The 26,865-nt window shown below is 70.1% G+C and carries 24 protein-coding genes and 2 pseudogenes; 7 read left to right on the top strand and 19 right to left on the bottom strand.

What is annotated here, in order from left to right:
- The first annotated feature begins 862 nt into the window (after positions 1-862).
- The 3 genes and pseudogenes from ACZ4WS_RS36340 to ACZ4WS_RS36330 form a co-directional block, all read left to right on the top strand.
- Complete coding sequence (locus tag ACZ4WS_RS36340) at positions 863-1,186, top strand: plasmid stabilization protein (RefSeq protein WP_467987149.1); 324 nt, start codon at positions 863-865, stop codon at positions 1,184-1,186.
- Between the two features lie 132 nt (positions 1,187-1,318).
- Positions 1,319-1,771: pseudogene (locus tag ACZ4WS_RS36335) on the top strand (SRPBCC family protein); the annotation flags it as partial.
- Positions 1,772-1,967: 196 nt separating this feature from the next.
- Positions 1,968-2,366 (top strand): annotated as a pseudogene (locus tag ACZ4WS_RS36330) (YncE family protein); the annotation flags it as partial.
- A 115-nt stretch (positions 2,367-2,481) separates the two neighbouring features.
- Here the strand turns inward: ACZ4WS_RS36330 and ACZ4WS_RS36325 are convergent.
- Complete coding sequence (locus ACZ4WS_RS36325) at positions 2,482-4,107, bottom strand: carboxylesterase/lipase family protein (RefSeq protein WP_467987148.1); 1,626 nt, start codon at positions 4,105-4,107, stop codon at positions 2,482-2,484.
- A 204-nt stretch (positions 4,108-4,311) separates the two neighbouring features.
- Between ACZ4WS_RS36325 and ACZ4WS_RS36320 the strand changes: the two genes are divergently transcribed.
- On the top strand, positions 4,312-5,262 hold the full coding sequence (locus ACZ4WS_RS36320) for an alpha/beta hydrolase (RefSeq protein ID WP_467987146.1): 951 nt from the start codon (positions 4,312-4,314) through the stop codon (positions 5,260-5,262).
- Positions 5,263-5,410: 148 nt separating this feature from the next.
- Here the strand turns inward: ACZ4WS_RS36320 and ACZ4WS_RS36315 are convergent, their stop codons facing one another.
- From ACZ4WS_RS36315 to ACZ4WS_RS36295, 5 genes are all read right to left on the bottom strand, one after another.
- Positions 5,411-6,481 carry an Ldh family oxidoreductase gene (locus ACZ4WS_RS36315; protein WP_467987145.1) on the bottom strand — a complete coding sequence of 357 codons (1,071 nt, stop codon included), beginning with the start codon at positions 6,479-6,481 and terminating at the stop codon, positions 5,411-5,413.
- A gap of 20 nt (positions 6,482-6,501) precedes the next feature.
- Entirely contained in the window at positions 6,502-8,211 is a 1,710-nt protein-coding gene (locus ACZ4WS_RS36310; protein WP_467987143.1) for a thiamine pyrophosphate-dependent enzyme, read from the bottom strand.
- Positions 8,212-8,224: 13 nt separating this feature from the next.
- Positions 8,225-9,085 carry an amidohydrolase family protein gene (locus tag ACZ4WS_RS36305; RefSeq protein ID WP_467987141.1) on the bottom strand — a complete coding sequence of 287 codons (861 nt, stop codon included), beginning with the start codon at positions 9,083-9,085 and terminating at the stop codon, positions 8,225-8,227.
- 133 nt (positions 9,086-9,218) lie between these two features.
- Positions 9,219-10,430 carry an L-2-hydroxyglutarate oxidase gene (gene lhgO / locus ACZ4WS_RS36300; RefSeq protein WP_467987139.1) on the bottom strand — a complete coding sequence of 404 codons (1,212 nt, stop codon included), beginning with the start codon at positions 10,428-10,430 and terminating at the stop codon, positions 9,219-9,221.
- Positions 10,431-10,476: 46 nt separating this feature from the next.
- On the bottom strand, positions 10,477-11,925 hold the full coding sequence (locus ACZ4WS_RS36295; RefSeq protein ID WP_467987138.1) for an aldehyde dehydrogenase family protein: 1,449 nt from the start codon (positions 11,923-11,925) through the stop codon (positions 10,477-10,479).
- Between the two features lie 245 nt (positions 11,926-12,170).
- Here ACZ4WS_RS36295 and ACZ4WS_RS36290 point away from each other — a divergent pair, with 245 nt between their 5' ends.
- Positions 12,171-12,458 carry a putative quinol monooxygenase gene (locus ACZ4WS_RS36290; RefSeq protein ID WP_467987137.1) on the top strand — a complete coding sequence of 96 codons (288 nt, stop codon included), beginning with the start codon at positions 12,171-12,173 and terminating at the stop codon, positions 12,456-12,458.
- Between the two features lie 51 nt (positions 12,459-12,509).
- Here the strand turns inward: ACZ4WS_RS36290 and ACZ4WS_RS36285 are convergent, their stop codons facing one another.
- The 12 genes from ACZ4WS_RS36285 to ACZ4WS_RS36230 all read right to left on the bottom strand — a co-directional run bounded on the left by ACZ4WS_RS36285 (position 12,510) and on the right by ACZ4WS_RS36230 (position 23,936).
- Positions 12,510-13,562, bottom strand: a complete 1,053-nt coding sequence (locus tag ACZ4WS_RS36285) for a uroporphyrinogen decarboxylase/cobalamine-independent methonine synthase family protein (RefSeq protein WP_467987135.1) — start codon at positions 13,560-13,562, stop codon at positions 12,510-12,512.
- 3 nt (positions 13,563-13,565) lie between these two features.
- Positions 13,566-14,045: a GlcG/HbpS family heme-binding protein gene (locus ACZ4WS_RS36280; protein ID WP_467987134.1), complete on the bottom strand. Its 480-nt coding sequence runs from the start codon at positions 14,043-14,045 to the stop codon at positions 13,566-13,568.
- Positions 14,042-14,827, bottom strand: coding sequence for an alpha/beta fold hydrolase (locus ACZ4WS_RS36275; protein ID WP_467987132.1), 786 nt, complete (start codon positions 14,825-14,827; stop codon positions 14,042-14,044). Before ACZ4WS_RS36275 ends, ACZ4WS_RS36280 begins: the two co-directional genes overlap by 4 nt.
- 50 nt (positions 14,828-14,877) lie before the next feature.
- On the bottom strand, positions 14,878-15,249 hold the full coding sequence (locus ACZ4WS_RS36270; protein ID WP_467987131.1) for a VOC family protein: 372 nt from the start codon (positions 15,247-15,249) through the stop codon (positions 14,878-14,880).
- Positions 15,246-16,034 carry a fumarylacetoacetate hydrolase family protein gene (locus tag ACZ4WS_RS36265; protein WP_467987130.1) on the bottom strand — a complete coding sequence of 263 codons (789 nt, stop codon included), beginning with the start codon at positions 16,032-16,034 and terminating at the stop codon, positions 15,246-15,248. Before ACZ4WS_RS36265 ends, ACZ4WS_RS36270 begins: the two co-directional genes overlap by 4 nt.
- Positions 16,035-16,040: 6 nt before the next feature.
- On the bottom strand, positions 16,041-17,489 hold the full coding sequence (locus ACZ4WS_RS36260) for an NAD-dependent succinate-semialdehyde dehydrogenase (RefSeq protein ID WP_467987128.1): 1,449 nt from the start codon (positions 17,487-17,489) through the stop codon (positions 16,041-16,043).
- Between the two features lie 70 nt (positions 17,490-17,559).
- Positions 17,560-18,480, bottom strand: coding sequence for a VOC family protein (locus ACZ4WS_RS36255; RefSeq protein WP_467987127.1), 921 nt, complete (start codon positions 18,478-18,480; stop codon positions 17,560-17,562).
- Positions 18,481-18,650: 170 nt separating this feature from the next.
- On the bottom strand, positions 18,651-19,562 hold the full coding sequence (locus ACZ4WS_RS36250) for a LysR family transcriptional regulator (RefSeq protein WP_467987126.1): 912 nt from the start codon (positions 19,560-19,562) through the stop codon (positions 18,651-18,653).
- Positions 19,563-19,801: 239 nt separating this feature from the next.
- A complete protein-coding gene (locus ACZ4WS_RS36245) occupies positions 19,802-20,746 on the bottom strand; it encodes a sugar ABC transporter substrate-binding protein (RefSeq protein WP_467987125.1) in 945 nt (314 codons plus the stop codon).
- Positions 20,747-20,785: 39 nt separating this feature from the next.
- Positions 20,786-21,802 carry an ABC transporter permease gene (locus ACZ4WS_RS36240; protein WP_467987124.1) on the bottom strand — a complete coding sequence of 339 codons (1,017 nt, stop codon included), beginning with the start codon at positions 21,800-21,802 and terminating at the stop codon, positions 20,786-20,788.
- Positions 21,799-23,334: a sugar ABC transporter ATP-binding protein gene (locus tag ACZ4WS_RS36235; protein ID WP_467987123.1), complete on the bottom strand. Its 1,536-nt coding sequence runs from the start codon at positions 23,332-23,334 to the stop codon at positions 21,799-21,801. The genes ACZ4WS_RS36240 and ACZ4WS_RS36235 overlap by 4 nt, the downstream gene beginning before the upstream one ends.
- A gap of 38 nt (positions 23,335-23,372) precedes the next feature.
- Positions 23,373-23,936, bottom strand: coding sequence for a carboxymuconolactone decarboxylase family protein (locus tag ACZ4WS_RS36230; RefSeq protein WP_467987362.1), 564 nt, complete (start codon positions 23,934-23,936; stop codon positions 23,373-23,375).
- Positions 23,937-24,169: 233 nt separating this feature from the next.
- Between ACZ4WS_RS36230 and ACZ4WS_RS36225 the strand changes: the two genes are divergently transcribed.
- Entirely contained in the window at positions 24,170-24,574 is a 405-nt protein-coding gene (locus tag ACZ4WS_RS36225; RefSeq protein WP_467987122.1) for a cupin domain-containing protein, read from the top strand.
- A 48-nt stretch (positions 24,575-24,622) separates the two neighbouring features.
- Here the strand turns inward: ACZ4WS_RS36225 and ACZ4WS_RS36220 are convergent, their stop codons facing one another.
- Positions 24,623-25,477 (bottom strand): LysR family transcriptional regulator, encoded by an 855-nt coding sequence (locus ACZ4WS_RS36220; protein ID WP_467987120.1) that lies wholly within the window; start codon positions 25,475-25,477, stop codon positions 24,623-24,625.
- A 68-nt stretch (positions 25,478-25,545) separates the two neighbouring features.
- On the opposite strand from ACZ4WS_RS36220, the gene ACZ4WS_RS36215 reads away from it, so the two are divergent.
- Positions 25,546-26,448, top strand: coding sequence for an EamA family transporter (locus tag ACZ4WS_RS36215; RefSeq protein ID WP_467987119.1), 903 nt, complete (start codon positions 25,546-25,548; stop codon positions 26,446-26,448).
- Positions 26,449-26,865: the final 417 nt, after the last annotated feature.

Genomic DNA, 26,865 nt, shown 5'->3' with positions numbered 1-26,865 from the left:
CGAGGCCGAACATTTCGTCGGTCGGCACCACCTGCGGCTTGGCTGCGTGAGCCGACTCGAGGCGGTCGGGACAGCTGCCCGACCGCCTCCGTCTGTTGCGCGCCACGGCAGGCAGTTCGACTCGTCTGGCGTCGGTCGCTGCGCGGTGGGCGCGGAACAGCGGTTGCGGCGCGTTCGAAGAGGCACCCGGCTCTTGGGCGACCACCGAGTCCTCTCCCAGCAGCAGCCCCGCGCCGTGACTCTTCCTCAAGACGTGCACTGTCGGCACAGGAGCCCGTGACTCGCATCTGGACCCGGAGCACCGCGGATGCCGTCCTCTCGTACTCGTCGAAGGCGGTGTCCGTTGCCGGCCCAACGGTCGCCGGCGACGTACTGTTCCAGGGAGTAGCGGCAGGGCGCTAGCGGAGCGTGAACGGGATACAGGCGACGCGGAATTGCTCCGCAAGGCCCTGGCCCACAGCCGCCAGGGCGCCGCACTGGACAGGCAACTGCCGCACCCGCGACTGAGCGGCAGTCGACGAGGCGGCTATGGATGCCCTGGGCCCGCGTGCCCGGGGCATTCCGCCGGACTCCGAGTCGACTCTCGGCACAGGCCTGCGAGAGAGGCCGCCGCTGGACCGCAGCCAGTTGGCTTCGCCTCCCGTCCGACGATGTTCGACTTCGCGGTTGCCGCCACGGAGAGCCGTCAGTCACGGCTCCATCGGTATCGACAGGTGAACCGAGTCGTCGAGACGCTTCGGCGGGGTACTCGACAGCTGCACAGGTGATGCAGGCGGCCCGGACGCAGTACGTGCGTTTGCGGCTCCGCCCCGGCGCCGCACAGGGTGAGCAAGGCGCCCCAACAGCCATTGAGGGAGTGAGCATGCCTCGCGGGTCGAGCCCCAAGCGGGAACGTCAGTACGAACACATCAAGGAAAGTGCCGAGCAGCGCGGCGAGAGCACGAAGCGGGCCGAGGAGATCGCCTCCCGCACGGTCAACAAGGAACGGGCCCGAACCGGCGAGTCGAAGACCGCGAGCAGGACGTCCACGCAGGACAAGTCATCGTCCCAGCGGGGCGGTCAACGCTCGCACAGCGGCTCTCAAGGCCCCACCTATGACCAGCTGTACGAGGAGGCCAAGCGCCGCAACATCGAAGGGCGCTCGTCCATGAACAAGGCCCAGCTCAAGCAGAAACTCGGCAAGTAGAGCGGGGACCTGCCGTCTCCGGGTGTTGGTGCCGTGCGGGCCTTCGCCGGCCGCCGGGATTAGGGACCACTAGCCGGGGAACGCGCACTTTGACCCGAAATATCCTGACTGTTCGGACGCAAGGAGGATGCCGTGAGCACCGTGAAGGAATCCATCGACGTCGATGTCCCGCTGCGCCTCGTATACAACCAGTGGACGCAGTTCGAGGAGTTCCCGCGCTTCATGGACGGCGTCGAGGAGGTCCGTCAGATTGACGACGAGCACTGCCACTGGACGACTAAGGTTGCTGGTGCCCGGCGCGAGTTTGACACCGAGATCGTCGACCAGCTGCCCGACGAGCGGATCTCCTGGCGCACTGTGGGCGGCGAGGCCGAGCAGATGGGCGTCGTCACGTTCCAGAGGCTCGACGACGCGCATACCCGCATCAGCGTGGCCATGAAGTTCGAACCCCATGGCCTGACAGAGAAGGCGGGTGACATGCTCGGTGTGCTCGACCGGCAGGTGAAGGGTGACCTGAGGCGGTTCAAAGGCTTCATCGAAGAGCGCGGGCAGGAGAGCGGCGGCTGGCGCGGCCGGATCACCCCCGCCGGCACCGACACCGGCCCGTCCGCCGGCGACGCCCCGATCAGGGAGACACCGCAGTCCCGGATGACCGGTGAAGGGGCGCCGGTCGGTCCCGAGGACACGCGCCAGGACACCTCGCAAGGTTTCCCGGGCTCGCCTCCGACTGACCCGGACGACATGCGGCACGGCTGACCGGCGCCTGGCCCCGGGGCACCCGCGGCCGCGCGTCACGGTCGAGGGCTCCGGCCCGACGGGGCTCGCCGTCGACGAGCGGACCGGTACGGTCTACGCCGCCGACCTCAACGGCGACCAGACCGCCGGCGCCCTGTCGGTGGTCGATCTGCGCAAGGGCGCCGTCACCCAGACCGTGCCGACCGGCGCGGGCGCCCTGTCCGTCGCCGCCGACCCGCGGCCGGGCAGTGTTCTGGTGGTCAACCGTACGGCCGCCACCGTCTCGGTCGTCGACCCGGGCGAGGGAGCGGTCGTGGAGACGGTGGCCACCGGCGCCGGTCCCCACCATGTGGAGGCGGCCGACGGCACCGCGTACGTGGTCGACAAGTCGGGCGCCGGACCGGTGGGCGAGGACCAGGTCACCCGCGTCCGCATCGGCCGCTGAGCGGACCGGACTTCGACCGAACCGGATGCATGTGCATACGCACCCGGACGACACAGGCAGGCCCCTGGGGCGCTCCGGAGAAGAGCGCCCCAGCGGACTGACGGGACCTGACGCGTCACCAGGTCTTCTGGGTCGCGAAGAACCGCTCGTAGAACTCCACCTTGGCGTCGTCCGCCAGGGCGATCGCGCCGAACGTGTCGCCGAGTTCCATCGTGGTCGCGAAGCGACGGTTCGCGGCGGGCCAGCGGGTGAGTCCCTTGCCGTTGGGGTCGCCGTGAGTCACGAAGTTCACCACGTAGTCGGACAGCGTGTCCGCGATCGTCCGGTCCGCGTCGGTCCACGCCAGGTCCGTGGCGTACAGGTTGTCGAAGACGTAGTTGATCTCCGAGCCGTGGTACGCCCCTCGCGTGGAGCCGGGCGGCGTGTGGTTCCAGTAGTACGTGAACACAGGGCTCTTGGCCGTCTTCGCCCACTTCTCGGCCCACAGGTCGGCGGAGACCCGTGCGCCCTCGCGCGCGGAGGCGTTGCGCGCCTGACCCGCCTCGGCGTCGGTCGTGGCGGGGTAGAGCTTCAGGAACTCGTCCGCCAGGGTGCCGTATTCCTTCTCCGCGGTGCTCCGGAAGTCGGCGAGCTTGACGGTCGGGTTGGGCGAGGCGCCGTTCTCGTCCTTGTTGTTCCCGCCCATGACCGGCACGTCGTGGACGTGCCCGCCGGCGAGGGCCTGCTCATACGTCCAGGGCTTCACCCAGCCGTCGAGGACCGGCCGGAACAGCGGCGGGTTGCCGCTGACGGGGGCACTGACCGTCGTGTCGCTGCCGTTCTGATCCGCCATCAGCTTGTCCGCCGCCAGGGCGCGCAGCTCCGTCAGGGTCGACACACCGAGCTTCGTGGCGTACGCGGTGCCCTGGATCTCGGCGGTGTCCAGGGTCCGGTACGAGGCGGCCAGCGCGGCGATCTCCGGGTCGCCCGGGTCGCGTACGCCGGCGCTCTCGGAGATGGCGCCGTGGAACAGGCCCTTCGCGAGCGGCGAGTAGAGCAGGTCCATCACGGAGGCGCCGCCGGCCGACTGACCGGCGATCGTCACCCGGTTCGGGTCGCCGCCGAACGCGGCGATGTTCCGCCGCACCCAGCGCAGGGCCGCGATCTGGTCGAGCAGACCGTAGTTCCCGGAAGCGTTGTGCCCGGATTCCTCGCTGAGTTCGGGCGTGGACAGGAAACCGAACACGCCGGTGCGGTAGTTGAACGTCACCACGACCAGGCCCTTTTCGGCCAGACCGGCACCGTCGAAGGAGGGGTCCGAGCCGTAACCGCCGACGAACCGGCCGCCGTAGATCCAGACGAGGACCGGGCGCTTCTCGCCTGCGTGCGCGGCACCCGTCCAGACGTTCAGGTTGAGGCAGTCCTCGCTCATCGACACGGAGGTGGTGCCCATCATCTGCTGCGGACAGGCGTCCCCGAACGTGTCCGCCGTGCGCACGCCCGTCCAGGACTTCGCCGCCTGCGGGGGCCGCCAGCGGTTCTCACCGGCCGTGGTCGCCGCGAAGGGTATCCCCTTGAACACCGTGACCGAGGGCAGTGCGGCGGCCACTCCGGACACCAGGCCGGTGTTGATCCGGACAGGTCCCTTCAGCGCGAGTGCGGAGGACTTCTCCTCCGACGCATACGCGATCGCTCCGCTGCTCGTGAGCGCTGCCGCCGCGGCGACGGTCAGGGACCGGTTCAAGAACGCCCGTCGGTTCACAGTCGGTGGCCTCCCTGGCTTCGATGGTTGCGAAGGCGATTTTCGCAACTCAATTGGGATTGCCAACAATATTGTTGACCCCGTAGGGGGTGCGTAAGGCGCCCCTGGCAAGCACCTGAGAAGTTGCGAGAACCCGTGCTAGCATCACCCACCAATCGCCAGGAATCCTGTCGATTGGCGACACGGCTCGACGAACGGAACCGTATGTCTCTCCTCGCCCGGCCGACCGTGGCCTCCTTCGCCGCCAAGTCGATGCAGCGTCTTGTCCTGCTGGCGAACCGGCGCGCCGGCGGTCGTGGCTCCGAGGCTTCTTCACTCGGCCGCTTCCCCGAGTTCCCGCGCACCGCACACGAGTTGACGGTCCCCACCTCGGTGGCTCCGGCCCGGGTCGTGGTGTACATGCCCGCGGTCCAGGACGTGCCCGTGCCGGTCCACGTCAACTTCCACGGCGGCGGCTACGTCATGCCGCTGACGGAGATGGACGATCCGTTCTGCCGTTGCCTCGCGGCGGAGGCGGGTGTGGCCGTGATCAACGTGGACTACGTGCTCGCTCCGCAACACCCGTTTCCCGCCCCGCCCCGGCAGGCCTTCGAGGTGGTCCGGTGGATCGCCGAGCACGGCGCCGAGCACGGTTGGGACGGCAGCCGGCTCTCCGTGGGCGGGCAGAGCGCCGGAGGCGGTCTCGCCGCGGCCGTGGCGCGTCAGGCTCTCGAGGAGGGCGGGCCTTCGATCGCGCTCCAAGTCCTTCACTATCCACCGCTGGACCTGGCGACCCACGCCAAGGACAAGCGGGCCGCCATCGCCAAGCCGAAGCTGCGCCCCTGGATGGCGGAGGTCTTCGACACCTCGTACGTGCCGGACCCGGGTGAGCGCGCCGACCGGCTGGTGTCGCCCGCCCATCCGTCGGACACCGCGGACCTCAAGGGCATCGCCCCGGCCCTGGTGGTCACGGCGGAGTTCGACCTCCTCAAGGCGGAGGGCGAGCGCTACGCCGGGCGCCTTCGGAAGGCTGGCGCGCTGGTCGAGCACTACGACGTGCCCCAGGCCGATCACGGGTACGACGTCAATGACGAGGTCAAGGCACGGGAGGTCTACGCCCTGATCGCCCGGCATGTGCGGCGGGCCGTCAACGACGGGGCGCCCGACGCCGGTTGAGCGGTCGGGCGCATCGCGTTGAACGTGGCGCGGCGGACGTGACGGCCGGGCGCGTCACGGTGGACGTGGCGGCCGGGGCGGGCTCCGCACAGCTCACGCCCCAGGCCACCTGTCCCTCCATCCCCCTTCGTGGAGCTCTGCAGGCCCGCTATCGGGCGTCGGGCGGGGTGACGCCCAACTTGCCCGCGCTCTCCGTCAGTTCGCGCCAGACCTTCGGCGCCACGGGCACCCCCTTCTCGGCACGCTCCACGGCCACGGCGGCGCTGCGCTCGCCGGGGTAGAACACGCCCGCAGCGTCGTCCGCCGCCGGCAACCCCTTGAGGGTGCTCAGGGTGGCGTCGACGGACGCGGTGAAGGCGTCCGCGTCGCCGAAGGCCGCCGGGTCGATCGCGATCAGCAGGGCGTTCTGGCGGTGCTTGCGGCCCTGGGGGTCGTCCGAGTGGAAGGCGGCGAAGATCGGCGCTCCGACGAGCACGCTGGTGAGCAGCTCGAAGGCGAGCGACATGCCCGACCCCTTGGCGCCGCCCAGCGGCAGCGGCATGACCGCCTTCTCCGGGTCGGTGGTGGGGGTGCCGTCCGCGGTGGCGGCGGCGCCCTCGGGCAGCGGGGTGCCGCTCGCCTTGGCCTGGCGGATCTTGCCCAGGGCGATGGTGGCGGTGGCCATGTCGAGCAGGAGCGGCGCGTGGCTCTCGGCCGGCACGGCGATGGCGAGCGGGCTGGTGGCCACGGCGGCGCCCTTGACGCCGGTGTAGCCCATGTTGGGCATCCCGGCGACGAAGCCGATGCCGACCAGGCCCTGCTCAGCGATCTTCGACACGTAGTAGCCGATGGCGCCGGTGTGGACGGTACGGCGCACCCCCACGGCGGCCACCCCACTCGTCCTGGCCCGGGTCACCGCCTCCTCGGCGGCCGCGGTGAGGGCCACCGGACCGGGCGCGCGGTCGGCGTCCAGGACCGCGACGGCCGACGCGCCGGACTCGACCTTGATCTCGGGCGTGGCGTTGGCCACGCCCTTGGCGAGCAGCTCCAGATAGGCGGGGATGCGCGCGGTGCCGTGGGAGTCGACGCCGCGCAGCGCGGCCCAGACGAACACCTCGGCGGTGGTGCGGGCGTGCTCGGGGCTGAGGCCGCCCTTCTCGAGGAGGGCGGCACCGAAGGCGCGCAGATCCTCGGCGGGGACAAGGACCTTGCCCGGCTTGGGGGTTGGGGTTTCGGTCATGGTGGCGGGTGCCTCCTGGGTCAGCGGGTGACGAGGACGTCGACGACGGCGGTGGTGCCCTCCGCCACGGCCTTGAGCGCGCGCTCCAAGGCGGGGGTGAGGGCGTCGGGTGCGTCGACCGTCTCGGTGTGCATCCCGAACGGCTCGGCGAACGCCGCGAGCCGCGGCAGCCGGTGCAGATCGGTGCCGAGCCACTCGCCGGTGTCGGCCGCCGCGCCCTCGGGGTAGAACCTGCGGTGGTTGAGGTTCATCGACTTGTAGACGCGGTTGTTGAAGACCACGATCAGCAGCGGCAGTTCGTACGCCTTGGCGGCGTCGTACGACTGGATGACCGGGTTGTACGCGAACGCCCCGTCGCCGATCGTGAGCACCACGGGCCGCTGTTCGGCGGCGAGTTTGACGCCGAGTGCGACCGCGATGCCCTGGCCGAGCCCGCCCTGCACGTAGAAGTACGAGTCGGGGTCGGAGGTCTGCACATGGCGCTTGACGACGCGGCTGTGCGTGATGGTCTCATCGACGACGATCGCGTCCTGCCCCTCGAGCAGCCGTCGCAGCGTCGCGGCGACGAGCACCGGGTCGATGCCCTCGGCCTGCGCCGCCTTCGCCTCGGCCGCGGTGATCGCGGCCTGCTCGCCGGCGTGCCGCTCCTCCTGCGCCGCGCGCCGCGCGGTGACGGCGGCCACGTCGAGATCCTTGGCGCGCTTGGCGAGCTGGCGCAGGGTGTTGGCGACGTTGCCTTCCAAGTACTTGTCCGCGAACAGGACTTGGTAGACGACGTGCGGGCGCTGCGGCACCTCGTCGATGACGACGATCTGTGCCTTCGACGGGCGGCGCGAAGGCGGGTAGAAGGGCGCCCGGCAGTTGACGAGGAGGATCAGGTCCGCCTCGTCCATCCACGGCCCGATGTCACTGCCGGCGTGCAGCGGGTGGGTGCGCGGGAAGTTGCCGCACACCGCCGAGTCGGGCTCGACGACCGGGATGTTCCAGGCCTCGGCGAAAGCGACGAGGGCCTCGAAACCGCCCGCCTCGCGGCCGGCCGTCTCGGTGACGATCACGGGGTTGGCGGCCTCGCGGATCATCTGGGCGACGGGGTCGACCTCTTCGGGCGAGCTGTGCGTGGAACCCGGCTCCACGATGGGCTTGGCCTCTCGGCCGTCCCACTCCTCGAGGAGGATCTCCAGCGGGATGTTGAGGTACGCGGGGCCCGCGGGGGCCCGCCAGGCCAGTTCCGCCGCCCGCGTGATCATCGTGGGCAGCGTGTGGACGCTGGCGGCCTCGTTGGACCACTTGGTGAACGGCTGAGCGATCTGGTGCGGGCCGCCCACGATCGACAGGTTGCGGTACCACTGGCCGCCCGGGTCCTGGCCCGGCCCGTCGCCGTAGGTGGTCGACTCCGAGGAGGTGACCACCATCGGGACGCCCGCCAGGAGCGCGCCGTGGACCGCCATCGAGCCCTGCAACAGGCCGGGGGCCGCGTGCAGGAGCACGCCCTGCGGCCGGCGCTTGACGAGTCCGTAGCCGGTGGCCATGCCGACGGCGACGGTCTCGTGCGTCAGGTCGAGGTAACGCGGGCAGGGGAGCTCGTCACGGTGGTGCCGGGCGAGGGACTCCCACACCGGGGCCCATTCGGACCCCGATGAGCAGAAGATGTAGTCGGCGCCGACGGCGTTGAAGGCGGAGACGACGGCGTCACCGCCGTCGGTGCCTGACGTGTTCTTGGTGTCCGTCATCTCAGGTGGTTCCTCAGCCCTCGATCGGCCAGTCGAGGACCTCGCTGATGCCGCGGCCCATGATCCACTCAAGCTCTTCGGGAGTGAAGTCGTAGTGCTTGGTGAACTGCTCGACGGTGTCGGTGTAGGTGATGCCGTGGCCGAGCAGGCGGGTGATGTCGGTGCCGTAGAAGCAGCGCTCCGGGCCCATCTTGTCGACCATCTCGCGCACGTACTGCTCGATGTTCTTGTTCGGGAAGGGCTGCGTCGAGTAGCCGGGGAGGGCCGAGACCTTGACGTAGATGTTGGGGTGCTTGGCCAGGTCGGCGGTCTCCGCGACCCAGTAGCCGATCGCGTCGTCGACGCAGCGGGCCATGATGCCCATGTGGTCGATGATGATCTTCAGGCCGGGGTGCTTGGCGGCGATCTGGCCGAGCTCACGCTTCCAGATCGGCGCGTGCACCATGGTCGGGACGGCGAGCTCCTCGGCGATCGGCCAGTACCAGTCGTTGGTGCCGTCGATCATCCAGTTGCGGTCCTGCGGGCGGTGGAAGGTCAGCCGGGTGCCCTTGATGTGCGGGTTCTGCGCGAAGTCCTTCAGCATCGCGGTGCCCTCGACCTCGTTGTCCTGCGGGACGCGGGCCATGATGCCGAAGCGGTCCGGGTGCGCCTCGCACGCCTCCAGGGCGTAGTCGATGCGGTTGCCCTCCCAGGACGGGGGCAGGATCAGCGCCCGGTTGATGCCGGCCTCGTCCATCAGCTCGAGGGCCTCCTCGTAGGAGAAGGCTTCCTCGCGGTGGCCGTTGAGGCGGATGCGCTCCCGTGCGCCCGGGACCCAGGGGCGGTCCGGGGTCTCTTCCTTCCAGATGTGGATCTGGGTGTCGACAACGAACATGTCTCTTCTACCGTTTCTCGAAAGGGGGGTGGTGGGGTGGTGCGGATGGAACGCTAGGCGGACGAGAGGCCTTTGCAGAGACCTGGGGATGCAAGCAGTTGTTGCGCGAAAGCCCGCTGTACGCAGGGCATTTTCAGATTGCGGAAACGTCGCCGAACACGGTGTCGACGATGTGCTCAGCGATCGCCATGGAGGAGGTCGCCGCCGGCGAGGGCGCGTTGCGGACGGCCGTGACCCCACCGACTTGGTGGATGGCGAAGTCGTCCACGAGCGAGCCGTCCCTGCCGAGCGCCTGGGCGCGTACGCCGGCTCCGCCGCGTACCACGTCCGAGGCGTCGATGCCGGGCACGTACGCCTTGGCATCCTTCATGTAGGCCCGCACCGAGAGCGAGCCGCGCATCTCCTTGATGCCGGTGCGCCAGTGTTCCTTCGCCATCCGCCACATGCCCGGGAAGGCGGCGATGCGGCTGAGCTCGCGCAGATCGATGTCGGAGAGGCGGTATCCCTCGCGGGAGAAGGCCAGGACCGCGTTGGGGCCGACCTCCACGTCCCCGCCCACCCGGCGCGTGAAGTGCACGCCGAGGAAGGGGTACCGCGGGTCGGGTACGGGGTAGATGAGCCCGCGCACCATGTGCGCCTTCTCCTGGGACACCGTCATGTACTCGCCGCGGAACGGGACGATCCGCGGCTCGTCGCCGTCGTCGGCGAGCTGGGCGACACGGTCGCTCTGCAGCCCCGCGCAGAGCACGAGGCGGTCCACCTTGAGGGTCTCGGCGCCGGACGCGACCTCGATGCCGCCGCCGGTGAGCCGGGTGACGCGGGTGACCGGGAAGCCGAGCCGCACCTCGCCGCCGGACTCCTCGATGTCCTTGGCGAAGGACTGGGCGATGGCGGTGTAGTCGGTGATGGCGGTGCGCGGGGAGTGGATGGCCGCCCTGCCCACGGCATGCGGCTCGATCTCGCGGATCTCGCCCGCGGAGACCCTGCGTACGCCGGGCACCTTGTTCTCCAGGGACTTGGCGTACAGCGCCTCCATGCGCGGCACTTCCGCGTCGGTGACTGCGACGACCAGCTTGCCGCACTCGTCGTACGGCAGCTGCCGGTCCTGGCAGTACTCGCGGATCAGCGCCATGCCCTTGGTGCACAGGCGGGCCTTGAGGCTGCCGGGCGTGTAGTAGATCCCGGCGTGCACCACGCCCGAGTTGTGCCCGGTCTGGTGGACGGCGACCGCCTGCTCCTTCTCCAGCACCACAACTCGGGTGCCGGGGCGGCGCAGGACGATCTCACGGCCCGTGGCCAGACCCACGATACCGGCGCCGACGATACCGATCGTCTCGTCAGCCATCGGCATCCTCCTTTCCTTGCTGAGGCCCTTGTCCAAGGGCCGGTCGTCAGGCACCGAAGTGGATGGCGACGGTCTTGACGCGGGTGTAGAAGCGCAGGGCCTCCTCGCCCTGCTCCTTGAACGGCGAACCGGAGTCGCGGAATCCGCCGAAGGGGTGGTGGACGTCCCAGCCTGAGGTGGTGGTGTTCACCGCGATCTGGCCGCACTCGGCCTCGTCGACGAACCGGTAGGCGGCGCCCAGGTTCTGGGTGAACACGGCGGCGGCGAGGCCGAAGACCGAGTCGTTGACCGCCTCGACCGCCTCCTCGAAGGAGTCCACCGGGAGCAGGGCGACGACGGGTCCGAACACCTCCTCGCGCCAGATGTCCAGCTCCGGGGTCACGTCGCCGAGCACGGTGGCATTGACGTAGCAGCCGTGGCTCAGCGCCTCGTCCTTCGGCTGGTCGCCGCCGGTGAGGACCGTCGCGCCCTGCTTGACGGCGCGCTCGACGTCGGACAGGACGCTGTCGCGCTGACGGGCGCTCACCAGCGGCCCCATCGTGGTGCCCTCGGCAAGACCCGGGCCGACGCGCAGCGCGGCGGCCTCGGCGAGCAGCAGCCGCGTGAACTCCTCGTACACGGACCGCTCGACGATGACTCGGCTGGTGGCGGTGCAGCGCTGCCCGGCCTGGGCGAAACCGGCCGCGGCGACGGCCTTGGCGGCCGCGGTCAGGTCGGCGTCGGCAAGGACGACGGTGGCGTTCTTGCCGCCGAGCTCACCCTGGAAGCGGACGTTGCTGTTGGCGAGCTGGGCACGCAGGCCCTCGCCGACCTCATTGCTGCCGGTGAAGGTGAGCGCGGCGAGGCGCGGGTCGGCGATCAGCGCCTCGGAGATCTGCGAGCCGCGGCCCGTGACCACGTTGAGGACACCGGCGGGCAGGCCCGCGTCGTGCAGGGCGCGGGCGAAGTGCAGGGCGGCCTGCGGGGTGTCGGTGGCCGGCTTGAGGATCGCGGCGTTGCCCGCCGCGAGGCACGGAGCCAGCTTGCGGGCCGGGGTGATCAGCGGGTCGTTCCACGGGGTGATCGCGAGGACGACGCCGATCGGCTCGCGCTGGTGGCTGGTGCGGGTGTCCGGGCGGACGTCGTGCAGCAGCGTCCCGTAGCCCTGGCGGGCGATGCCCGCGTAGTACTCCAGGAAGTCGGCGGCCTTGATCGTCTCGCCCGTCGCCTCGGCGCGGGTCTTGCCCATCTCGGTGGCCAGGTCCTCGGCGATCTCACCGACGCGCTCGCGCAGCAGCCGGGCCGCCTCGGTCATGATCCGGGCACGCTCGAAGGGACTGGTGCGCTTCCAGAGGGCGAAGCCCTGCTCGGCGTGGTCGTAGGCGCGGGTGACGTCGGCGGCGCTCAGTGCGGGGACGCGGGCGACGGGGGTGCGCAGGTCCGAGGGATCGTGGACGTCGATCCACTCTCCGGTCGCCACCCACTCTCCACCGGAGAGGGTTTCCAGGGTTCGCATGAAGATCACTTCCTTCGTCCGCCGCGGTGCGGGTTCCGCGGTCTGCACAGGGAGCGGCCGTACTGGGCCGGATGCGACAACACACCATGTCGGGGCGGTGCCACCAGTCCCGCGGGGGCAGTCATTGCTTGCGCCGCGCGCGGGTCGGCGGGCGGCTGATCCGTGCTGGAATCGGCAGGCCGGACGGCATGTGCGATGCCGCCGGGAGCCGAGACCCCGCCCAGGGGACGTAAGGAGAAAGTCACATGGCCTACGCCGTCATCGCCCACTACTACTGCGAGCCCGCCGACGAGGCCACGGTGCGCGCCGCGTTGCTGAAGGTGCGCGAGCACACCCGCGCCGAGCCGGCGAACCTGGCGTACGAGGTGCATGCCGAGGCGGACCGGCCGGGCAGTTTCGTGCTGTACGAGGTGTACGCCGACCGCGCCGGCTTCGACGCGCACAAGGCCGCCGACCACTTCGACGAACTGATCGTGGAGACGGTGTGGCCGCTGCTGACCAACCGCAAGGTGACCTTCGCCGAGGTGCTCTGAGACCACGCCGGGAAGCGCGTTCGCGCTTCCCGGCCCCTCGTTGGCCATGGGTCAGAACTCGTTGCCCCAGCAGTACCGGGCGAGGGTCTCCACCAGGACCAGCTTGCGGCGCTGCTCCTCGGTGCTCAGCAGCGGACGGGCCGCCGAGTCGGCGAAGCCGCGGGACGGCGAAATGGCCATGTCCTCAAGGTCCTTGACCTCGGCGGCGGCGTCGATGCGGGCCAGCACCGTGTCGATGTCCTCGAGTTCGGGCACGGTCGCATCCACCACGCCCAGGCACGCGTCCCGGTCCTCCGGGAGGGCCTTGACCAGGTCGAGCTCGGCCTCGGTGCCCTGGTCGTACGGCAGGATCCACCGGTCCGCCGGAACCTCGCCGTACAGGCGCTCGGCCCTGGCCCGGTCCACCACGGCGGGGGCCACCCAGCCGGGAGAGACGCCGATCCGGACGCCCTCGGGGCGCTCGTCCAGTCGTACCGCCAAGGCCTCCACGGCCAGCGCGTCGTCGAAGGAGAGCGCGCCGGGCGCGGCCGGCTCGGCTGCGACGTGGCCGAGGAGCAGCGGGTTGTTCAGCTGGATCAGCCGGACGCCCCGGGAGACCAGCAGCTCGATCTCCGCGCGGATGATCTCCGCCAGGGCCTCGCCGAGTTCGCGCGCCGAGGCCGGACCGCCGGAGCCCACCAGCTCGGGGTCGAAGGTGGTGGCGGCCAGGTAGGCCGGGGAGGGCAGCGAGGCCTTGGGGGCGATCACCGTCAACTCGGCGATCCGGCCGGCCCAGTCCGCCAGCAGCGGGCCGTTGGCCTTCGGCAGGGACTCCGCCACCCAGCGCGGCAGGCCGTCCACTTCCTCGTCCGTACGCCGGAAGCCGGAGACGGCGTCGAAGACGGCACTGCGGAAGTCCTCACGGGGAAGGTCCCCGTCGGTGACGACCGTGGAGCGGATCTTGCGCTGGAAGGTCACCACCTCCTTGACCGCCTCGAGTTCCGCCGCCAGCAGGGCGTCGGCGTCGATCTCGCCCCGGGCCGCCTTCTCGCGCGCGGCGAAGAGCTCGGCCGGGCGGACCAGGCTGCCGTGGTGGTCGATGCGGTAGTTGAACGTATCCGCCATGGTTCAGGCCCCCTTCTCGGTGTTCCCGGCCGGCTTGCCCGCGACGCCCCAGGCGGCGAACTCCAGCTCGTAGCCGAGCGATTCGAGGACCTCGTCGGCGACCTGCTGGTCCTCGTCCGCGGTACCACCGGCGATGCCGAGGCCGCCGATGATCTCGCCGCCCTTCTTGATCGTCATGCTGCCTTCGGTGGCCATGATCGGCAGGGCGGCGCCGGGCAGCTGGGAGAGCTGGGAGAAGAAGACCGGCTGGCTCTCCTGCCACTTCTTCAGCATCTTGCCGGGCCGCTGCATCACGGCCGCGGTGTACGCCTTCGCGCGGGCGATGTCCGGAGTGAGCGGTCGCGCCCCGTCCGAGCGGCGGACGCTGATCACGAAGCCGCCGGCGTCCACCACGGCGACGCTCACCGCCTTCCCGAGCGACTGGGCGCGCTTCAGCGCGGCGTCGACGATCTCTTCGGCGGCGTCGAGGGTGAGGCTGCTCATGCTGCTTCCTTCTCTGCAGTGAGGGTGCGGCGCAGGCGGGCGACGGCCGCGTTGTACTTCTCCGGCGTCTCCCAGTACATGGAGTGCGGGGCGTCCGGGACGATCTCCAGGTGCGAGCCGGGCAGCAGCTCGTGGGCGCGGGTCACGGTCTTCAGGCTGAGCACCGCGTCCTTCTCACCGGCCAGGAAGGCGACCTTGACGCCCGAGTCCTGGATCTCCTGAAGGGTCGGGCCGTTGGTATCGAGGTTGCGCAGGTCCTGCATCTTCGCGACGTTGAAGGTGCCCATCTGCTGGAACAGGAACGTGAGGTCCGCCCGCTCCTGCTGGAACCGCTTGGTGAGCAGGCGGTCGATGACGGGGAGCTTGACGGCCTCGGCGCGGTCGGCGGCGGCCAGCTCCTTCAGCTCCGGGTGGCTGATGCCGCCCAGGGAGTGGCCGAGGGCGACCGAGGACACGCGCTCGGGCCGCAGCAGGGCGGCGCGCAGTGCGGCGACGGAGCCTATGGACTGACCGACGAGCATGACGTCGGTCAGGTCCTCCTGGTCGAGGACTGCGATCAGGTCGCCAGGGAAGTCCTGGCCGTCGAACTCGGGCATCGACGAGTCGGACTTGCCGAAGCCGCGCAGGTCCACGGTGACGACCGTGAACTCCTCGCGCAGCGCGGCCACTTGCTGCCACCAGGCGGCGTGATGACCGCCGCTGCCGTGCACGAACAGGATCGCCGGACCGCTGCCGTGGCGCTCGTAGTAGATGGAGGTGCCGTCGGAGTCGGCGATGGGCATGGGGGTGAACTCCTAGTGGTACTGGGAAGTGAAATCCTTGCGGTGCGCGGTCAGTTGGGGCGCTTGCCGTGCCAGACCAGCTCGATCATGGTGTGGTCGGGGTCGTGGATGTAGCAGAACTTGGACTGGTTCTCGGGGCGTTCGATCGGGCGGGTGTGGCGGATACCCAGCGCCTTGAGGTGAGCGAGGAACTCGTCCCAGTCGTCGACCTCGACGGCGAAGTGGTACGGAGCCATGCGCTCCATCTCCTCGACCGGGGTGAAGTGCAGGTCGAAGTTGCCGCGGGTCATCAGCACCACGCGGGTGTTGGACTTGGGCATGATCCGCTTCATCCCGAAGACCTTCGCGTACCACTCGGCGGTCCGGTCGGAGTCGGTGGTGGGGAAGTTGACGTGGTGGATGTAGCGAGGTGCGCTGCTCATGCGTGATTCCCTTCGGGATGTACGGGGTTGGAGAGCACGCCGATGCCGCTGATCTCGATGTCCACGGTGTCGCCCGCCTCGATCTGGCAGGTGGCCTCCGCACCCATCCACAGGACATCGCCGGGGTGCATGGTGATGTGCTTGGTGATCTCGACGATGTAGTCGAAGGGATCGAAGACCATGTCGCCGGTCGGGAACGACGCGCGGACCTCACCGTTGACGCGCAGCGTGGTCGTCTGCGCCAGGGCGTCCACGTCGGTCTCGATCCAGGGCCCCATCGGTTTGAACGTGTCGCTGTTCTTGCTGCGCCAGAAGGTGCGGTCCTGGTGCTGCCAGGTGCGGGCGCTGACGTCATTGCCGATCGTCCACCCGAAGACGGACTTGCGTGCTTCCTCGTGGGTGGCGTGCCGCAGGGTGCGGCCGATGACGGCGACGAGTTCGGGCTCGGCCTCGAACCGGCCCTCGACACCGTCCGGTTTGACGATGGGCGAGCGGTGGCCGGTGAGCGCGTTGTTGGCCCGGTAGCCCACTTCCGGGCTCGTCGGGATCACGGCGGCGGCGTTGCCGAGCTTGGCGGCGTGCTCGATGTGCCGCCGGTAGTTCATGCCGACCGCGTAGAACACGGGCGGGACGACGACGGGCAGCCAGGTCGCGGTGGCGCGCGGCACCGTGCCGATGACGGTGAGGTCGCCCTCCATCGGGGACTCGGACAGCAGCTCGATGTCCTCCTCCCCCACGCGGCCCCACACCGCTCGTCCGCCGACCGAGACACGGGTGTATCGCATGGTGCCTCAGCCCGCCAGCAGGTGGGAGACGCGCTTGGTGATCAGGTAGGCGTCCAGGGCCTCGGGCCCGCCCTCCCTGCCGTAGCCGCTCTCCTTGACGCCGCCGGAGGGGGCCTCGCTGACGGAGCCGCCGCAGTGGTTGAGGGAGAGGATGCCGGCCTCCAGCTCGTCGGCGAGGCGCTCGGCGGTGGCGGCGTTCTGCGTGAAGCCGTAGGCGGCGAGGCCGTACGGCAGACCGTTCGCGGTCGCCAGTGCCTCGTCCAGGTCCGTGAAGGGCACGATCGGCGCGAGCGGTCCGAACGGCTCCTCGGACATCAGCTCCGCGTCCGCCGGTACGTCGGTCAGGACGGTCGGCGCGAAGAAGTACCCGGGGCGGTCCGGCCGTTCACCACCGGTGAGCACCTTGGCGCCCCGGTCCACGGCGTCGGCGGTCAGGCGGACCATCGTCTGGAGCCGGCGCTCGTTGGCGAGCGGGCCCATGGTGGTGCCCTCGGCCAGGCCGTCGCCGACGACGACCGCCTCGGCGGCCTTCACGAACTCGGCGGTGAACTCCTCGATCAGGCTCTCGTGCACCAGGAAGCGGCTCGGCGAGGTACAGACCTGGCCGGCGTTGGCGAACTTGGCCTGCGCGGCCTTGCGGGCGGCGGTCGCCGGGTCGGCGTCCGCGCACACGATCACCGGGGCGTGCCCGCCCAGCTCCATCAGGGAGGGCTTCATGACCTTGCCGGCCTCGGCGGCGAGCAGCTTGCCCACGGGCACCGAGCCGGTGAAGGCGATCAGACGCGTGATCGGAGAGGCGATCAGGTGCGCGGAGACCTCGGCGGGCTCGCCGAAGACGAGGTTGAGGACCCCGGCCGGCAGGCCGGCGTCCGCGTAGCACTGGACCAGGGCGGCTGCGGTCGCGGGGGTCTCCTCCGAGCCCTTGATGACGATGGAGCAGGCGGCCGACAGCGCCGAGGAGATCTTCCGGTTGGGCCCGCCCACCGGGAAGTTCCACGGGACGAAGGCGGCGACGGGGCCGAGGGGCTCACGCCGTACGGTCAGCACGGTGCCGGGGGCCGAGGGGATGATGCGGCCGTACGCGCGGCGGGCGTCGTCGGCGTGCCAGCGCAGGGTGTCGGCGGTGCGGCGGGCCTCGCCGGTCGACTCCGCGAGCGGCTTGCCCTGCTCCAGGGTCATGACGCGGCCGATCTCGGCGGCGCGCTCGCTGATCAGGTCGGCGGCGGCGTGCAGGACGGCGGTGCGCTTCGCGATGGGCGTGTCGCGCCATATCCGGAAGCCCTCGGCGGCGGCGTCGAGGGCGCGGTCGAGGTCGGCGGTGGTGGCGAGGGGTACTTCTCCGATCACCTTCTCGGTGGCCGGGTTCACGATCGGGGCGGTACGTCCGGTACCGCCCTGACACCACTCGCCCGCGATGTACATGCGGACGGCGGGGTAGCCGTGGTCGGTGCTCATGAGTGGGTGCCCTCTCAGGCTGGCGAGTTGAGCGACATGGGTCCCCCGGCCGAAGGCCGGGGAAGGTGGGTCAGGAGGCGGTGGCGTCCTGCTGGTCGCGGTTGGTGCGCAGCGCCCAGATGTGGTGGGGCGGGGTGGTCTCGTGGACCCGGGTCTCGTAGGTGTCGTCGACCCGGTCCATGTCGGCGGCGTATTCGACCCGCCCGCCGCAGGGCGCGTGCACGAACCGGAAGACGTTCGAGCCGACGGTGTGGCGGCCGAGCCGGCGCGCCTCGCGCCAGCCGTGGTCGATCATGTAGTTGCCGCCCTCGATCACTTCGTCGAAGCCGGGGACCTCGTACGCGATGTGGTTGACGCCGGCCTTGTCGGGGCGGTGGCACAGCAGCATGGTGTGCTGGTCCTGGTCGCCCGCCGCCTGCATGAAGACGCCCATGGGCTCGACCACGTCGGTCGGACGGAAGCCGAGGCGCTCCACGTAGAACGCGACGGCCTCCTCCCGCCCCGGCTTGGGGATGTTGAGGGCCACATGGCACATGCGCAGGGGGTGCACCCGGGTGATCGCCTCCAAGGCGGTGTTCCAGCGCTCGACGCTCCCCAGCGCGTTGGCGGGCCGGGGGGTCACGGGCGCGGGCTTCGGCCGGGCCAGGGTCAGGCCGACCCCGAAACCGGTCTCGTCCACGGTGTGGAACACGCCTGCGGCGTCCTCCCGGACCGCACGGTCACGGCCGACGGCCGCCACCAGCCGCTCCAGCTCCTGCGGGGTGTCGACGCCCCACACCATCTCGCGCAGGGTGGGACCGGCTTCCAGCGGCGGCGGCAGGAGCGGGCCGGGGTCGGTGTCCAGGTGGAGGGTCTGCCCGGTGAGCGTCTCGAACACCGCGTACTCGTCGGTCTTCTCCACCAGGAACAGTCCGAAGTCGTCGAAGAACCGGGCGCATTCGTCGAGGTCGTCGATGCCGTAGGTGACCGATTCGATTCTCTGAATTCCCATGGATTCCTCGCTTCGTCGCAGATCACGCCTGCGGTGCTGGTACGGTCACCGGTTCCCAGCGATCGTAGATTTGCGGCTTTGGCGGCCTCAACACTCTGGTCACGCAGGCATTGCAATCGTTTCTTGCGTTCCCGGTCGTTTGGCCCGTGCCGCGACCGGACAGGGTCAGGTCAGCGGTTGATCGCCGGAATGGGATTGTTCGAGAACCACTGAGTGAGAAAGTCGAGGAATACGGTGATTTTCCTCGGGGTGGCCTGGCCTGGACCGTAGATCGCGTAGAGCGGGCGGTCCGGCACCGTGATCTCGGGCAGCAGGACGCGCAGGGCGCCGGACATGAGGTCGTCGTAGGCCGACCGCTGTGGCAGCAGGGCGATGCCGCGGCCGTGCACGGCCGCCTTCTGCAGAGCGATGTAGGAGTTCGACGAGAACGCCACGTTACGGATCTTGTGCAGGGTGGAGGTGTGCCCGTGACCGATGCGCCAGACAGGGTCGTTCACGTGCACGAGGCAGTCGTGGTGCGCCAGGCCGTTGGGCTCGGTGAGGGGCCCCTGCCGGTCCACGTAGTCCTTCGAGGCGCAGAGCACGAAGGGCAGCGAGGCGATCTTCTTGAGCCGGACACTGGAGTCCCGCAGGTCCCGCGTGTGGAAGGCGACGTCGAATCCGCTGTCCAGGAAATCGTAGGTGCGGTCGGACATGCCACCGAGCTCGAAGCGGACCTGGATTTTCGGCTGAGCCGCGGAAAAGGCGGCGATCGCGTCTCCGAGGTCCAGACTTCCTATCCACTTGGGACAGATGATACTGAGCGAGCCCTCGGCCCGGTCGTGGAGGTGCGAGATGCCGGCGTCCTCCGCCTCGATTTCCTCGAGTATGCGCGCGGCGAATTCGGCGTACCGCTGACCCGGTTCGGTGAGGCTCACCGAACGCGCGGTGCGGTTGACCAGACGGACACCCACCTGCCGTTCCAACTCGGCGACGTGCCGGGACACCAGCGAGCCCGAAGAGCCCAGCTTCTTGGCTGCTCCGCTGAAGCTGCCCGACTGTGCGACGGTGACGAAGCTGTGCATGAGGAGCAAGCGATCCATGTTTCCTCCGGAGGCCCACGACTGCCAGGGGTGAGCCCCGGCGGCGGTGCCGGTCGTGCGGATGTGCGGGTGGTGCGGTCGCCGGACGGACCCGACGGATGGGTCTGACGGCGGTTCGGGCGTGCGGTCGTGCCGCGCCGGAGTGTCCCCATAGCGGCTCTATCGGGACACTCCGGCGACGCGGTGGACGGGCGGCTCAGGACGCCGTGAAGCAGGCTCCGCTTCCGGCGCGGGCTTGGTTACTTGGGGCAGTACTGGGGGGCCTTGCTCAGGTTGTCCTTGGTGACCAAGAGAAGAGGAATGTTGGCAATCTTGTCAACCTTCTTCTTGTCAAGAAGGCCGACCGCGTTCTTGACCGCCGTCTGGCCGATCGTCATCGCCGAGTTGGCCACGGTGGCGGAGAGACGGCCGTCCTTGACGGCGGCCAGGCCCTCGTCGGTACCGTTGGCGGTCACGATCTTGACGTCCTTGGCGCCGGCCGCGTCGAACGCCTTGCGCGCGGCGAAGGCCATCTCCTCATTGGCGACGAAGGCGTAGTCCAGGTCGGGGTGTGCCTGGATCATGTTCTCGGCGACATCCTGCGCCTTGGCTGCGTTGAACATGCCGGGCTGATTCGCGACCACCTTGGCATTGCTGGGCAGGGCCTTGGTGAAACCGCCCACGAGCAGGTCGGAGGCGGCGCCGGGGGCACCCGCGATGACACCGACCTGCGCGCTCTTACCGCCCGCGTCCTTCTCGATCCAGCCGGCGTCCAGGGCGCCGACCTTGGGGAGGTCGACGACGGCCGCACCGAGGATGTCGTTCACGTCGCTGGTGGCCACGGACGTCAGGTAGATGGGTATGTTCGCGGCCTTGGCCTTGGCTATGTCGCCCTTGAGCGCGTCGACGTTGACGGTCTGCACGATGAGCGCGCTCACGTTGCGGGAGGTCATGTCCTCGATGTTGGACAGCTCGGTCCCGGAATTCTGGTGGGAGTTGGCCGTGTAGACCTTGGCTCCCTCCGACTTCGCCGTCTGCTCTACGGCTTTCTGCAGACAGGTGTGGAATTCGGTGTCACCACCGTTGACGAACCCGAGGGAAACGTCGCTGGACCCGCTGTCGCTGTTACTGCAACCGCTCAGCACCAGGGTGGTGCCGGCGACCGCGGCGAACAGCGTGTGGCGGGAGCGCGCGGAAAGTCTCATGGTCAAAGGCCTTTCATGACGGGCTGTGGGCAGGGGAAGTCAGTGCCGTGCGGAGCGGGCTTTGTTGAACTCGTTGGCAATCGCCGCGATGAGGAGTACGCCGCCCACGGCGACCTGCTGGTAGTAGCTGGAGACCTGGACGAGGTTGAGGGCGTTGGCCACAACTCCGAGCAACAGGACCCCGAGCGCGGTCCCTACGACGGTGCCCTGGCCGCCGGCGAGCGAGGTGCCGCCGATCACCACCGCCGCGACGGCCGTGAGCTGCAGGGTGAGGCCGCCGGTGCCACCGGGGCTGCTGGAGCCCAGCCGGGACAGCAGCATGATCCCCGCGAGGCCGGAGAGGGCGCCCGTGACGCCGTACAGCGTGAGTTTGCGCGCGGTGACGTTGATGCCGCTGAGGCGGGCGACGTGCTCGTTGCCCCCGATGGCGAAGGCGTCACGGCCGAACACGGTGAACCGCATGACCAGGGCGATCGCCACCAGCACAAGGATCGCCACGATCAGCAGGTACGGCACCCCGAGGACCTTGTCATTGCCCAGCGCGAACATCCTGGTGCCGATGGAGACGCTGAGGCCGTTGAGGACAAGCAGCGCGATGCCGTCCAGCAGGGTGGCCGTCGCCAGGGTCACGACGAACGGTGCCACGTTGGTGAACGTCACGACCAGCCCGTTGACCAGCCCGATGACCGTGGCCAGCAGCACCGAGGCGATGACCGTGAACGCGGTGGAGTGGCCATGAGACAGCAACTGCGCCCCGACGGCGGTGGTGACGGAGACGTTGCTGCCCATGGAGAAGTCCATGCCGCCCGCGGTCATGAGCAGCGTGAGGCCGCCCGCGATCACGGCGGTGACGCTCACCTGGCGCAGGATGTTGATGATGTTCGTCGTGGTGGTGAACGAGTCGGTCTGCAGCGCGGTGGCGATCACCACGATGAACAGGACCGCTATCAGTCCGGTGTGCGGCGCACGCCGCAGGGCGCCGAACGTGAACCGGGACCGGCCGGCCTCGGGCGGGTCGGAGACCTCCGGGGCATCGGGAAGTGTCTTGACGCTCACTGCGGTTGACCTCCGAGAGCGATGGCGACGAGCTCGTCGTGGGTGATGTCGGTGGTGTCGCGTTCGGCGACCGTGCGGCCGGCGCTGACGACGACGACCCGGTCGGCCAGGCGCATGGCCTCCTCGGCGGAGGAGGAGGCGAGCAGCACGGCCACGCCGCGCGAGGCGAGGTCGTCGACAAGGGTGTGGATCTCGGCCATGGCCGCGACGTCCACACCATTGGTGGGGTCCTCGAGGAAGCAGGCGACCGGCTCGGTCTGCAGCCACTTGGCCAGCAGGACCTTCTGCTGATTGCCTCCGGACAGCGCGCTCACCGGCGGGTTTCCGGCGAGGGAGACCACGCCGTAGCTCCTGCGCAGCGGCGCCGCACGGCGGGCGAGCGCCGCGACCCGGTGGACGCGGCGCCGCGCGAAGCGGTCGTCGGCCAGCATCAGGTTCTCGTCCAGGGACAGCTCCGGGACCAGGCCCAGGGCCCGGCGGTCTCCGGTGACGCAGCGCAGGCCGCTGCCGAGCGAGGCGTGGATCCGGCCGAGGGGCACGGCGGCGCCGTCGATCTGGAGTTCGCCGGAGTCGGGACGGCGGCGGCCGGAGAGCAGGTCGAAGAGGCGCGACTGCGCGTCCCCGGCCGGTCCGAGCACCGCGACGATCTCGCCCTTGCGCACCTCGACGGTGAAGTCCCGCAGCGCCCGGCCGTCGTTCAGGCCGCGTACCGCCAGCCCGATCTCGTCCTTCGGGGCGGGGCGTTCGGCGCGCTGGGAGACCACGTCCCGGCCGACCATGCTGCGGACGAGCCCGGCCGGGTCGAAGTCGCCGGCGGTCGCGCTGCGCACCACGGCTCCGTCCCGCAGGACGGTGAGACGGTCCGCGACGGCCATGACCTCGTCGATGTAGTGCGAGATGTAGACGACGGCCACGCCGTCGTCGCGGAGGGTTCGCACCAGGGACCTGATCTGGTTGGCCGCCTCCGCGCTCAGGCAGGCGGTCGGCTCGTCCAGGATCAGGATCCGGCCGCCACGGCGGACCTCCCGCGCCACCTCGACCATCGTCTGCTCGGCGACGCTGAGCGAGCCCGCGGTCCGCTCCACGTCGATGTCGATGCCGAGGCCGGACAGCGCCTTCTTCGCCTCGGACTTGACCGCCTTCCAGTGCACGGTGCTGAGCCGGGTGGGCAGATCGCCCAGCATGACGTTCTCGGCCACGGTCAGCCCCATCGCCAGCTCACGGCGCTGGGGGACCGACGCGATGCCGAGTCGCCGGGCCTTGCGGACGGTCAGCCCGGAGTGCGCGTCTCCGTTGACCCCGATGGTGCCGCCGTCGGGCTGGTGAACCCCCGAGAGGACCTGCACCAGCGTCGACTTGCCGGCTCCGTTCATGCCCATCAGCGCGTGGACTTCGCCGGGGTAGAGGTCGAGGTCCACGCCCTTGAGCGCGGCCGCTCCGCCGAAGCTCTTGGTGATGCCTCGTACGCGAACCACGGCCTCGGGCGTCGTACCGGCACCGCTGTCGGCCGTGTCCGGTGTCCTTGCTGTCACAGCGGTGCCTCCCTGCGCGCTCCGGTCCGTAGCGGCTGTCACGGCCGGGAGCCGTCGCCGTCGGGGACGACGCGCTCGTAGCCGCGGATGTCCGGGAAGGGGGGCTCGCGGTCGGCCTGAAGGTCCACCTGGAAGGTGTTCAGGCACATCCCGAGCATCGTGAAGTTGCCCAGGGCGCCGATGGTGTCGACCAGGCCCTTGGAGCCGAAGTGCTCGAGCGCGCGGGCGAAGGTCTCGTCGGAGACGAAGTGCTGCTCGAGGACCTCGCGGCAGAACTGGTAGAAGGCCTGGTCCGCCGCGTCGTCGAAGACCGCCTCGCGCTTCTCGGCGACGGCCTTGACGGCGGCCTCCGGGATGCCCGCCTCGATCGCCTGGTGCACGTGGGCGTTCCACGAGTACTGCGCGTCCCAGTTCCTGGCGGCCATCAGCAGCGTGAGCTCGCGCAGGTGCTTGGGAAGGCTGCAGTCGAAGCGGGCGAAGGCACCGAGGGACTCGGCACGCTCGCACATCTCCGGGCTGTGCAGCCAGACCCGGAACGGGCCGCGGACGGCGCCGCGCCGGCCGGCGATGCGAGCGGCCAACTCCTGCTGGCGCGGATCCATTTCCTCATCGGTGAGAACGGGGAGCCTCATGTGGCCGATACCTGCCTTTTCTTTCCGGCGTGTTTCAGGCACGTACTGGGAGCCGTGCGATGCCAGCCGACGGTACAGCCGGTGGCGCGAAGCTCACCCATCTCGGAGTGCAAGGTAAAGCTGCACGCCAGAGGGCACCCATTCGCGGGGAGGCGACCTAACGTCGATCGACGCAACACCGTGAAGTGGAAAGGAACCCCAGGATGCCCACCATCATCAAGACCGCGTCCGTGCCCCTGCTCGACCGAGGCGGCTCCGTCGTGACGACGCCGCTGATCACCACGACGTCGGCGGGCGGGGAGAACCGGATCACCAGCGGGATGAGTGTGTATCCGGTCGGTTCCGGGGCACCGATGCACTCGCACAACTGCGACGAGCACGTGACGATCCTCGAGGGCGAGGCGGAGGTCGTGGTCGACGGTGAGGTGACGAAGCTGGAGCAGTTCGACACCACCTACGTGCCGTCGCCCATCCCCCATCTGTTCAGGAACATCGGCGACCGCCCGCTGCGCATCCTGTGGGTGTACACCTCCGGGACGGTGACGCGTACGTTCACCGAGACCGGGGTGACGGTGGAGCACCTGTCGGCCCAGGATCAGATGGGATGACACGGCGCCGCGGGACCACCGCGCCGAAGTGAGCGGCCGGTCGTCGGGTCACCCCTTGCGGTAGAGCTCCGTGAGGAGTTCGATCGCCGCCTGGGTGGCTGGATGCGGGTCGTCCCGCCACCAGCCGAGCCGCACCGCGATCGGCTCGGCGTCGCGCACCGGCCGGTAGACGATGCCTGGGCGCGGGTACTGGTGCGCGGTCGACTCGGCCGTCATGCCCACGCAACGGCCCGTGGAGATCGCGGTGAGCCAGTCGTCGACATCGTGTGTTTCCTTGGTCGCCGGGCGGGAGTCGGGTGGCCACAGCTCCGTCGTGGTCGTGCCGGTCCTGCGGTCGACGAGCAGGGTGCGCCCGCCGATGTCGGCCAGTCGGATCGAGCGGCGTTTGGCCAGGGCGTCGTCGGAGGCCATGGCGCACAGTCGCCGTTCAAGCCCCACGATCGCCGAGTGGAAACGCCGGTCGTCCAGTGGTCTGCGTACGACGGCGAGGTCGCAGGCCCCCTCCGCCAGTCCGGCGGAGGGGGAGTTGACCCGGACGAGCCGCAGATCCGTCCCGGGGTGGGTGTCGGCCCAGCGGCGCTGGAAGGCCAGCGTGTGGCGGCCGAGCGCCGACCAGGCGTAGCCGATCCGCAGCGAGACATGTCCTGACGCGGCCTCCCGGACCAGCTCGTCCACCTCGCCGAGCACCCGCCGGGCATGCGCCACCACGCGCAGCCCGGTCGCCGTCGGAGTCACCTCGCGGGAGGTCCGCCGCAACAGCCGTACCCCGAGGGCGCGTTCGAGTGAGGCCAGGGTGCGGGACACGGCCGCCTGGGAGACACCGAGCGCGATGGCGGCGTCGGTGAAGGTGCCCTCGTCGACGATCGCGACCAGACAGCGCAACTGGCGCAGCTCCACATCCATGACTCAAGCGTATAGATGGATGGGTTGATGCATTTTGCGCAAGAGATGGCTCGTCGCAGGATCGGAGCATGCACGCAGCGCCCGCATCCGCAGCAGCACCCGCGCGCCGGACCGCCCCGGTGTCCTCCGCTCCGCATCCCGGCGGAAAACGCCTGGCCGTGGCCACGATGTTCGGCAGCGGACTGTCCAACCAGACCGGTGCCGCGGTCGGTTCCCTCGCCTTCCCCACCCTCGGACCTGTCGGTGTCGTCGCGGTACGCCAGTACGTCGCCGCGATCGCCCTGATGGCCGTCGGCCGGCCCCGGCTACGGACCTTCACCTGGCGGCAGTGGTGGCCGGTGCTGCTGCTGGCCCTGGTCTTCGGCACGATGAACCTGTCGTTGTACAGCGCGATCGACCGCATCGGCCTCGGGCTCGCGGTGACCCTGGAGTTCCTGGGCCCGCTCAGCATCGCGCTGGCCGCCTCCCGTCGCCGCGTGGACGCGGGCTGTGCGCTGATCGCCGCGGCCGGCGTCGTCACCCTGATGCGCCCGAAGCCCTCCGCCGACTATGTCGGGATGGCCCTGGGGCTCCTGGCCGCGGTCTGCTGGGCGTCGTACATCCTGCTCAACCGCACGGTCGGCCGACGCATCCCGGGAGCGCAGGGATCGGCGGCCGCCGCCGGACTCTCCGCGCTGCTCTTCCTGCCGATCGGACTCGTCATCGTCGTCCGGCATCCGCCGACCGCGGAAGCCATGGCGTACGCAGTCGCCGCCGGCGTGCTCTCCTCCGCCGTCCCGTATCTGGCTGATCTGCTCACCCTGCGCCGGGTGCCCGCCCAGACCTTCGGTCTCTTCATGAGCGTCAACCCCGTCCTCGCCGCCGTGGTCGGGTGGATCGTCCTGGGGCAGCGACCGGGCGGGCTCGAGTGGGCCGCGATCACGGCCGTCGTCTGCGCCAACGCGCTCAGCATCCTCACGTCGCGCCCATGACGGACGAAGTCAGCACGTGTCGGCGGCGAGATGTCGTGCCGCAGCTGCTCGACGCATGCGGAGTCGACCCCGCCGAGCCGGTGCTCCTCGGGGACGGCCGCGACCAAGGGTTCGGTGGCGATGGTGCGTGGGCGATGCCCTCCTGCCGTACCGGCGGGCGCAGGACTCCGACATCGAGGCGGATCCCGTCAGCCCGATCCGCAGCACCCCTTCCGCCCCTGCCGCGAAGCGCCCGACCCTGGCCACGGCTTCGTCGACGGCCTTGAGGATGCGCTCCGCGTCGGTGCGGAACACCTCGCCGCGCCTGCCGGGAACGTGCGGCCGGGGGGGGGGGGGGGGGGGGGGGGGGGGGGGGGGGGGGGGGGGGGGGGGGGGGGGGGGGGGGGGGGGGGGGGGGGGGGGGGGGGGGGGGGGGGG

This window comes from Streptomyces sp. NPDC029292 (genome assembly GCF_055569295.1).
This window is presented reverse-complemented; position numbering and strand designations above follow the sequence as displayed.

What these genes read in the sequence shown, in the direction of transcription:
- ACZ4WS_RS36340 (WP_467987149.1), top strand. Translation starts at nt 863, where the DNA reads ATGCCTCGCGGGTCGAGCCCCAAGCGGGAACGTCAGTACGAACACATC.
- ACZ4WS_RS36320 (WP_467987146.1), top strand. Translation starts at nt 4,312, where the DNA reads ATGTCTCTCCTCGCCCGGCCGACCGTGGCCTCCTTCGCCGCCAAGTCG.
- ACZ4WS_RS36315 (WP_467987145.1), bottom strand. Translation starts at nt 6,481, where the DNA reads ATGACCGAAACCCCAACCCCCAAGCCGGGCAAGGTCCTTGTCCCCGCC.
- ACZ4WS_RS36310 (WP_467987143.1), bottom strand. Translation starts at nt 8,211, where the DNA reads ATGACGGACACCAAGAACACGTCAGGCACCGACGGCGGTGACGCCGTC.
- ACZ4WS_RS36305 (WP_467987141.1), bottom strand. Translation starts at nt 9,085, where the DNA reads ATGTTCGTTGTCGACACCCAGATCCACATCTGGAAGGAAGAGACCCCG.
- lhgO (WP_467987139.1), bottom strand. Translation starts at nt 10,430, where the DNA reads ATGGCTGACGAGACGATCGGTATCGTCGGCGCCGGTATCGTGGGTCTG.
- ACZ4WS_RS36295 (WP_467987138.1), bottom strand. Translation starts at nt 11,925, where the DNA reads ATGCGAACCCTGGAAACCCTCTCCGGTGGAGAGTGGGTGGCGACCGGA.
- ACZ4WS_RS36290 (WP_467987137.1), top strand. Translation starts at nt 12,171, where the DNA reads ATGGCCTACGCCGTCATCGCCCACTACTACTGCGAGCCCGCCGACGAG.
- ACZ4WS_RS36285 (WP_467987135.1), bottom strand. Translation starts at nt 13,562, where the DNA reads ATGGCGGATACGTTCAACTACCGCATCGACCACCACGGCAGCCTGGTC.
- ACZ4WS_RS36280 (WP_467987134.1), bottom strand. Translation starts at nt 14,045, where the DNA reads ATGAGCAGCCTCACCCTCGACGCCGCCGAAGAGATCGTCGACGCCGCG.
- ACZ4WS_RS36275 (WP_467987132.1), bottom strand. Translation starts at nt 14,827, where the DNA reads ATGCCCATCGCCGACTCCGACGGCACCTCCATCTACTACGAGCGCCAC.
- ACZ4WS_RS36270 (WP_467987131.1), bottom strand. Translation starts at nt 15,249, where the DNA reads ATGAGCAGCGCACCTCGCTACATCCACCACGTCAACTTCCCCACCACC.
- ACZ4WS_RS36265 (WP_467987130.1), bottom strand. Translation starts at nt 16,034, where the DNA reads ATGCGATACACCCGTGTCTCGGTCGGCGGACGAGCGGTGTGGGGCCGC.
- ACZ4WS_RS36260 (WP_467987128.1), bottom strand. Translation starts at nt 17,489, where the DNA reads ATGAGCACCGACCACGGCTACCCCGCCGTCCGCATGTACATCGCGGGC.
- ACZ4WS_RS36255 (WP_467987127.1), bottom strand. Translation starts at nt 18,480, where the DNA reads ATGGGAATTCAGAGAATCGAATCGGTCACCTACGGCATCGACGACCTC.
- ACZ4WS_RS36250 (WP_467987126.1), bottom strand. Translation starts at nt 19,562, where the DNA reads ATGGATCGCTTGCTCCTCATGCACAGCTTCGTCACCGTCGCACAGTCG.
- ACZ4WS_RS36245 (WP_467987125.1), bottom strand. Translation starts at nt 20,746, where the DNA reads ATGAGACTTTCCGCGCGCTCCCGCCACACGCTGTTCGCCGCGGTCGCC.
- ACZ4WS_RS36230 (WP_467987362.1), bottom strand. Translation starts at nt 23,936, where the DNA reads ATGGATCCGCGCCAGCAGGAGTTGGCCGCTCGCATCGCCGGCCGGCGC.
- ACZ4WS_RS36225 (WP_467987122.1), top strand. Translation starts at nt 24,170, where the DNA reads ATGCCCACCATCATCAAGACCGCGTCCGTGCCCCTGCTCGACCGAGGC.
- ACZ4WS_RS36220 (WP_467987120.1), bottom strand. Translation starts at nt 25,477, where the DNA reads ATGGATGTGGAGCTGCGCCAGTTGCGCTGTCTGGTCGCGATCGTCGAC.
- ACZ4WS_RS36215 (WP_467987119.1), top strand. Translation starts at nt 25,546, where the DNA reads ATGCACGCAGCGCCCGCATCCGCAGCAGCACCCGCGCGCCGGACCGCC.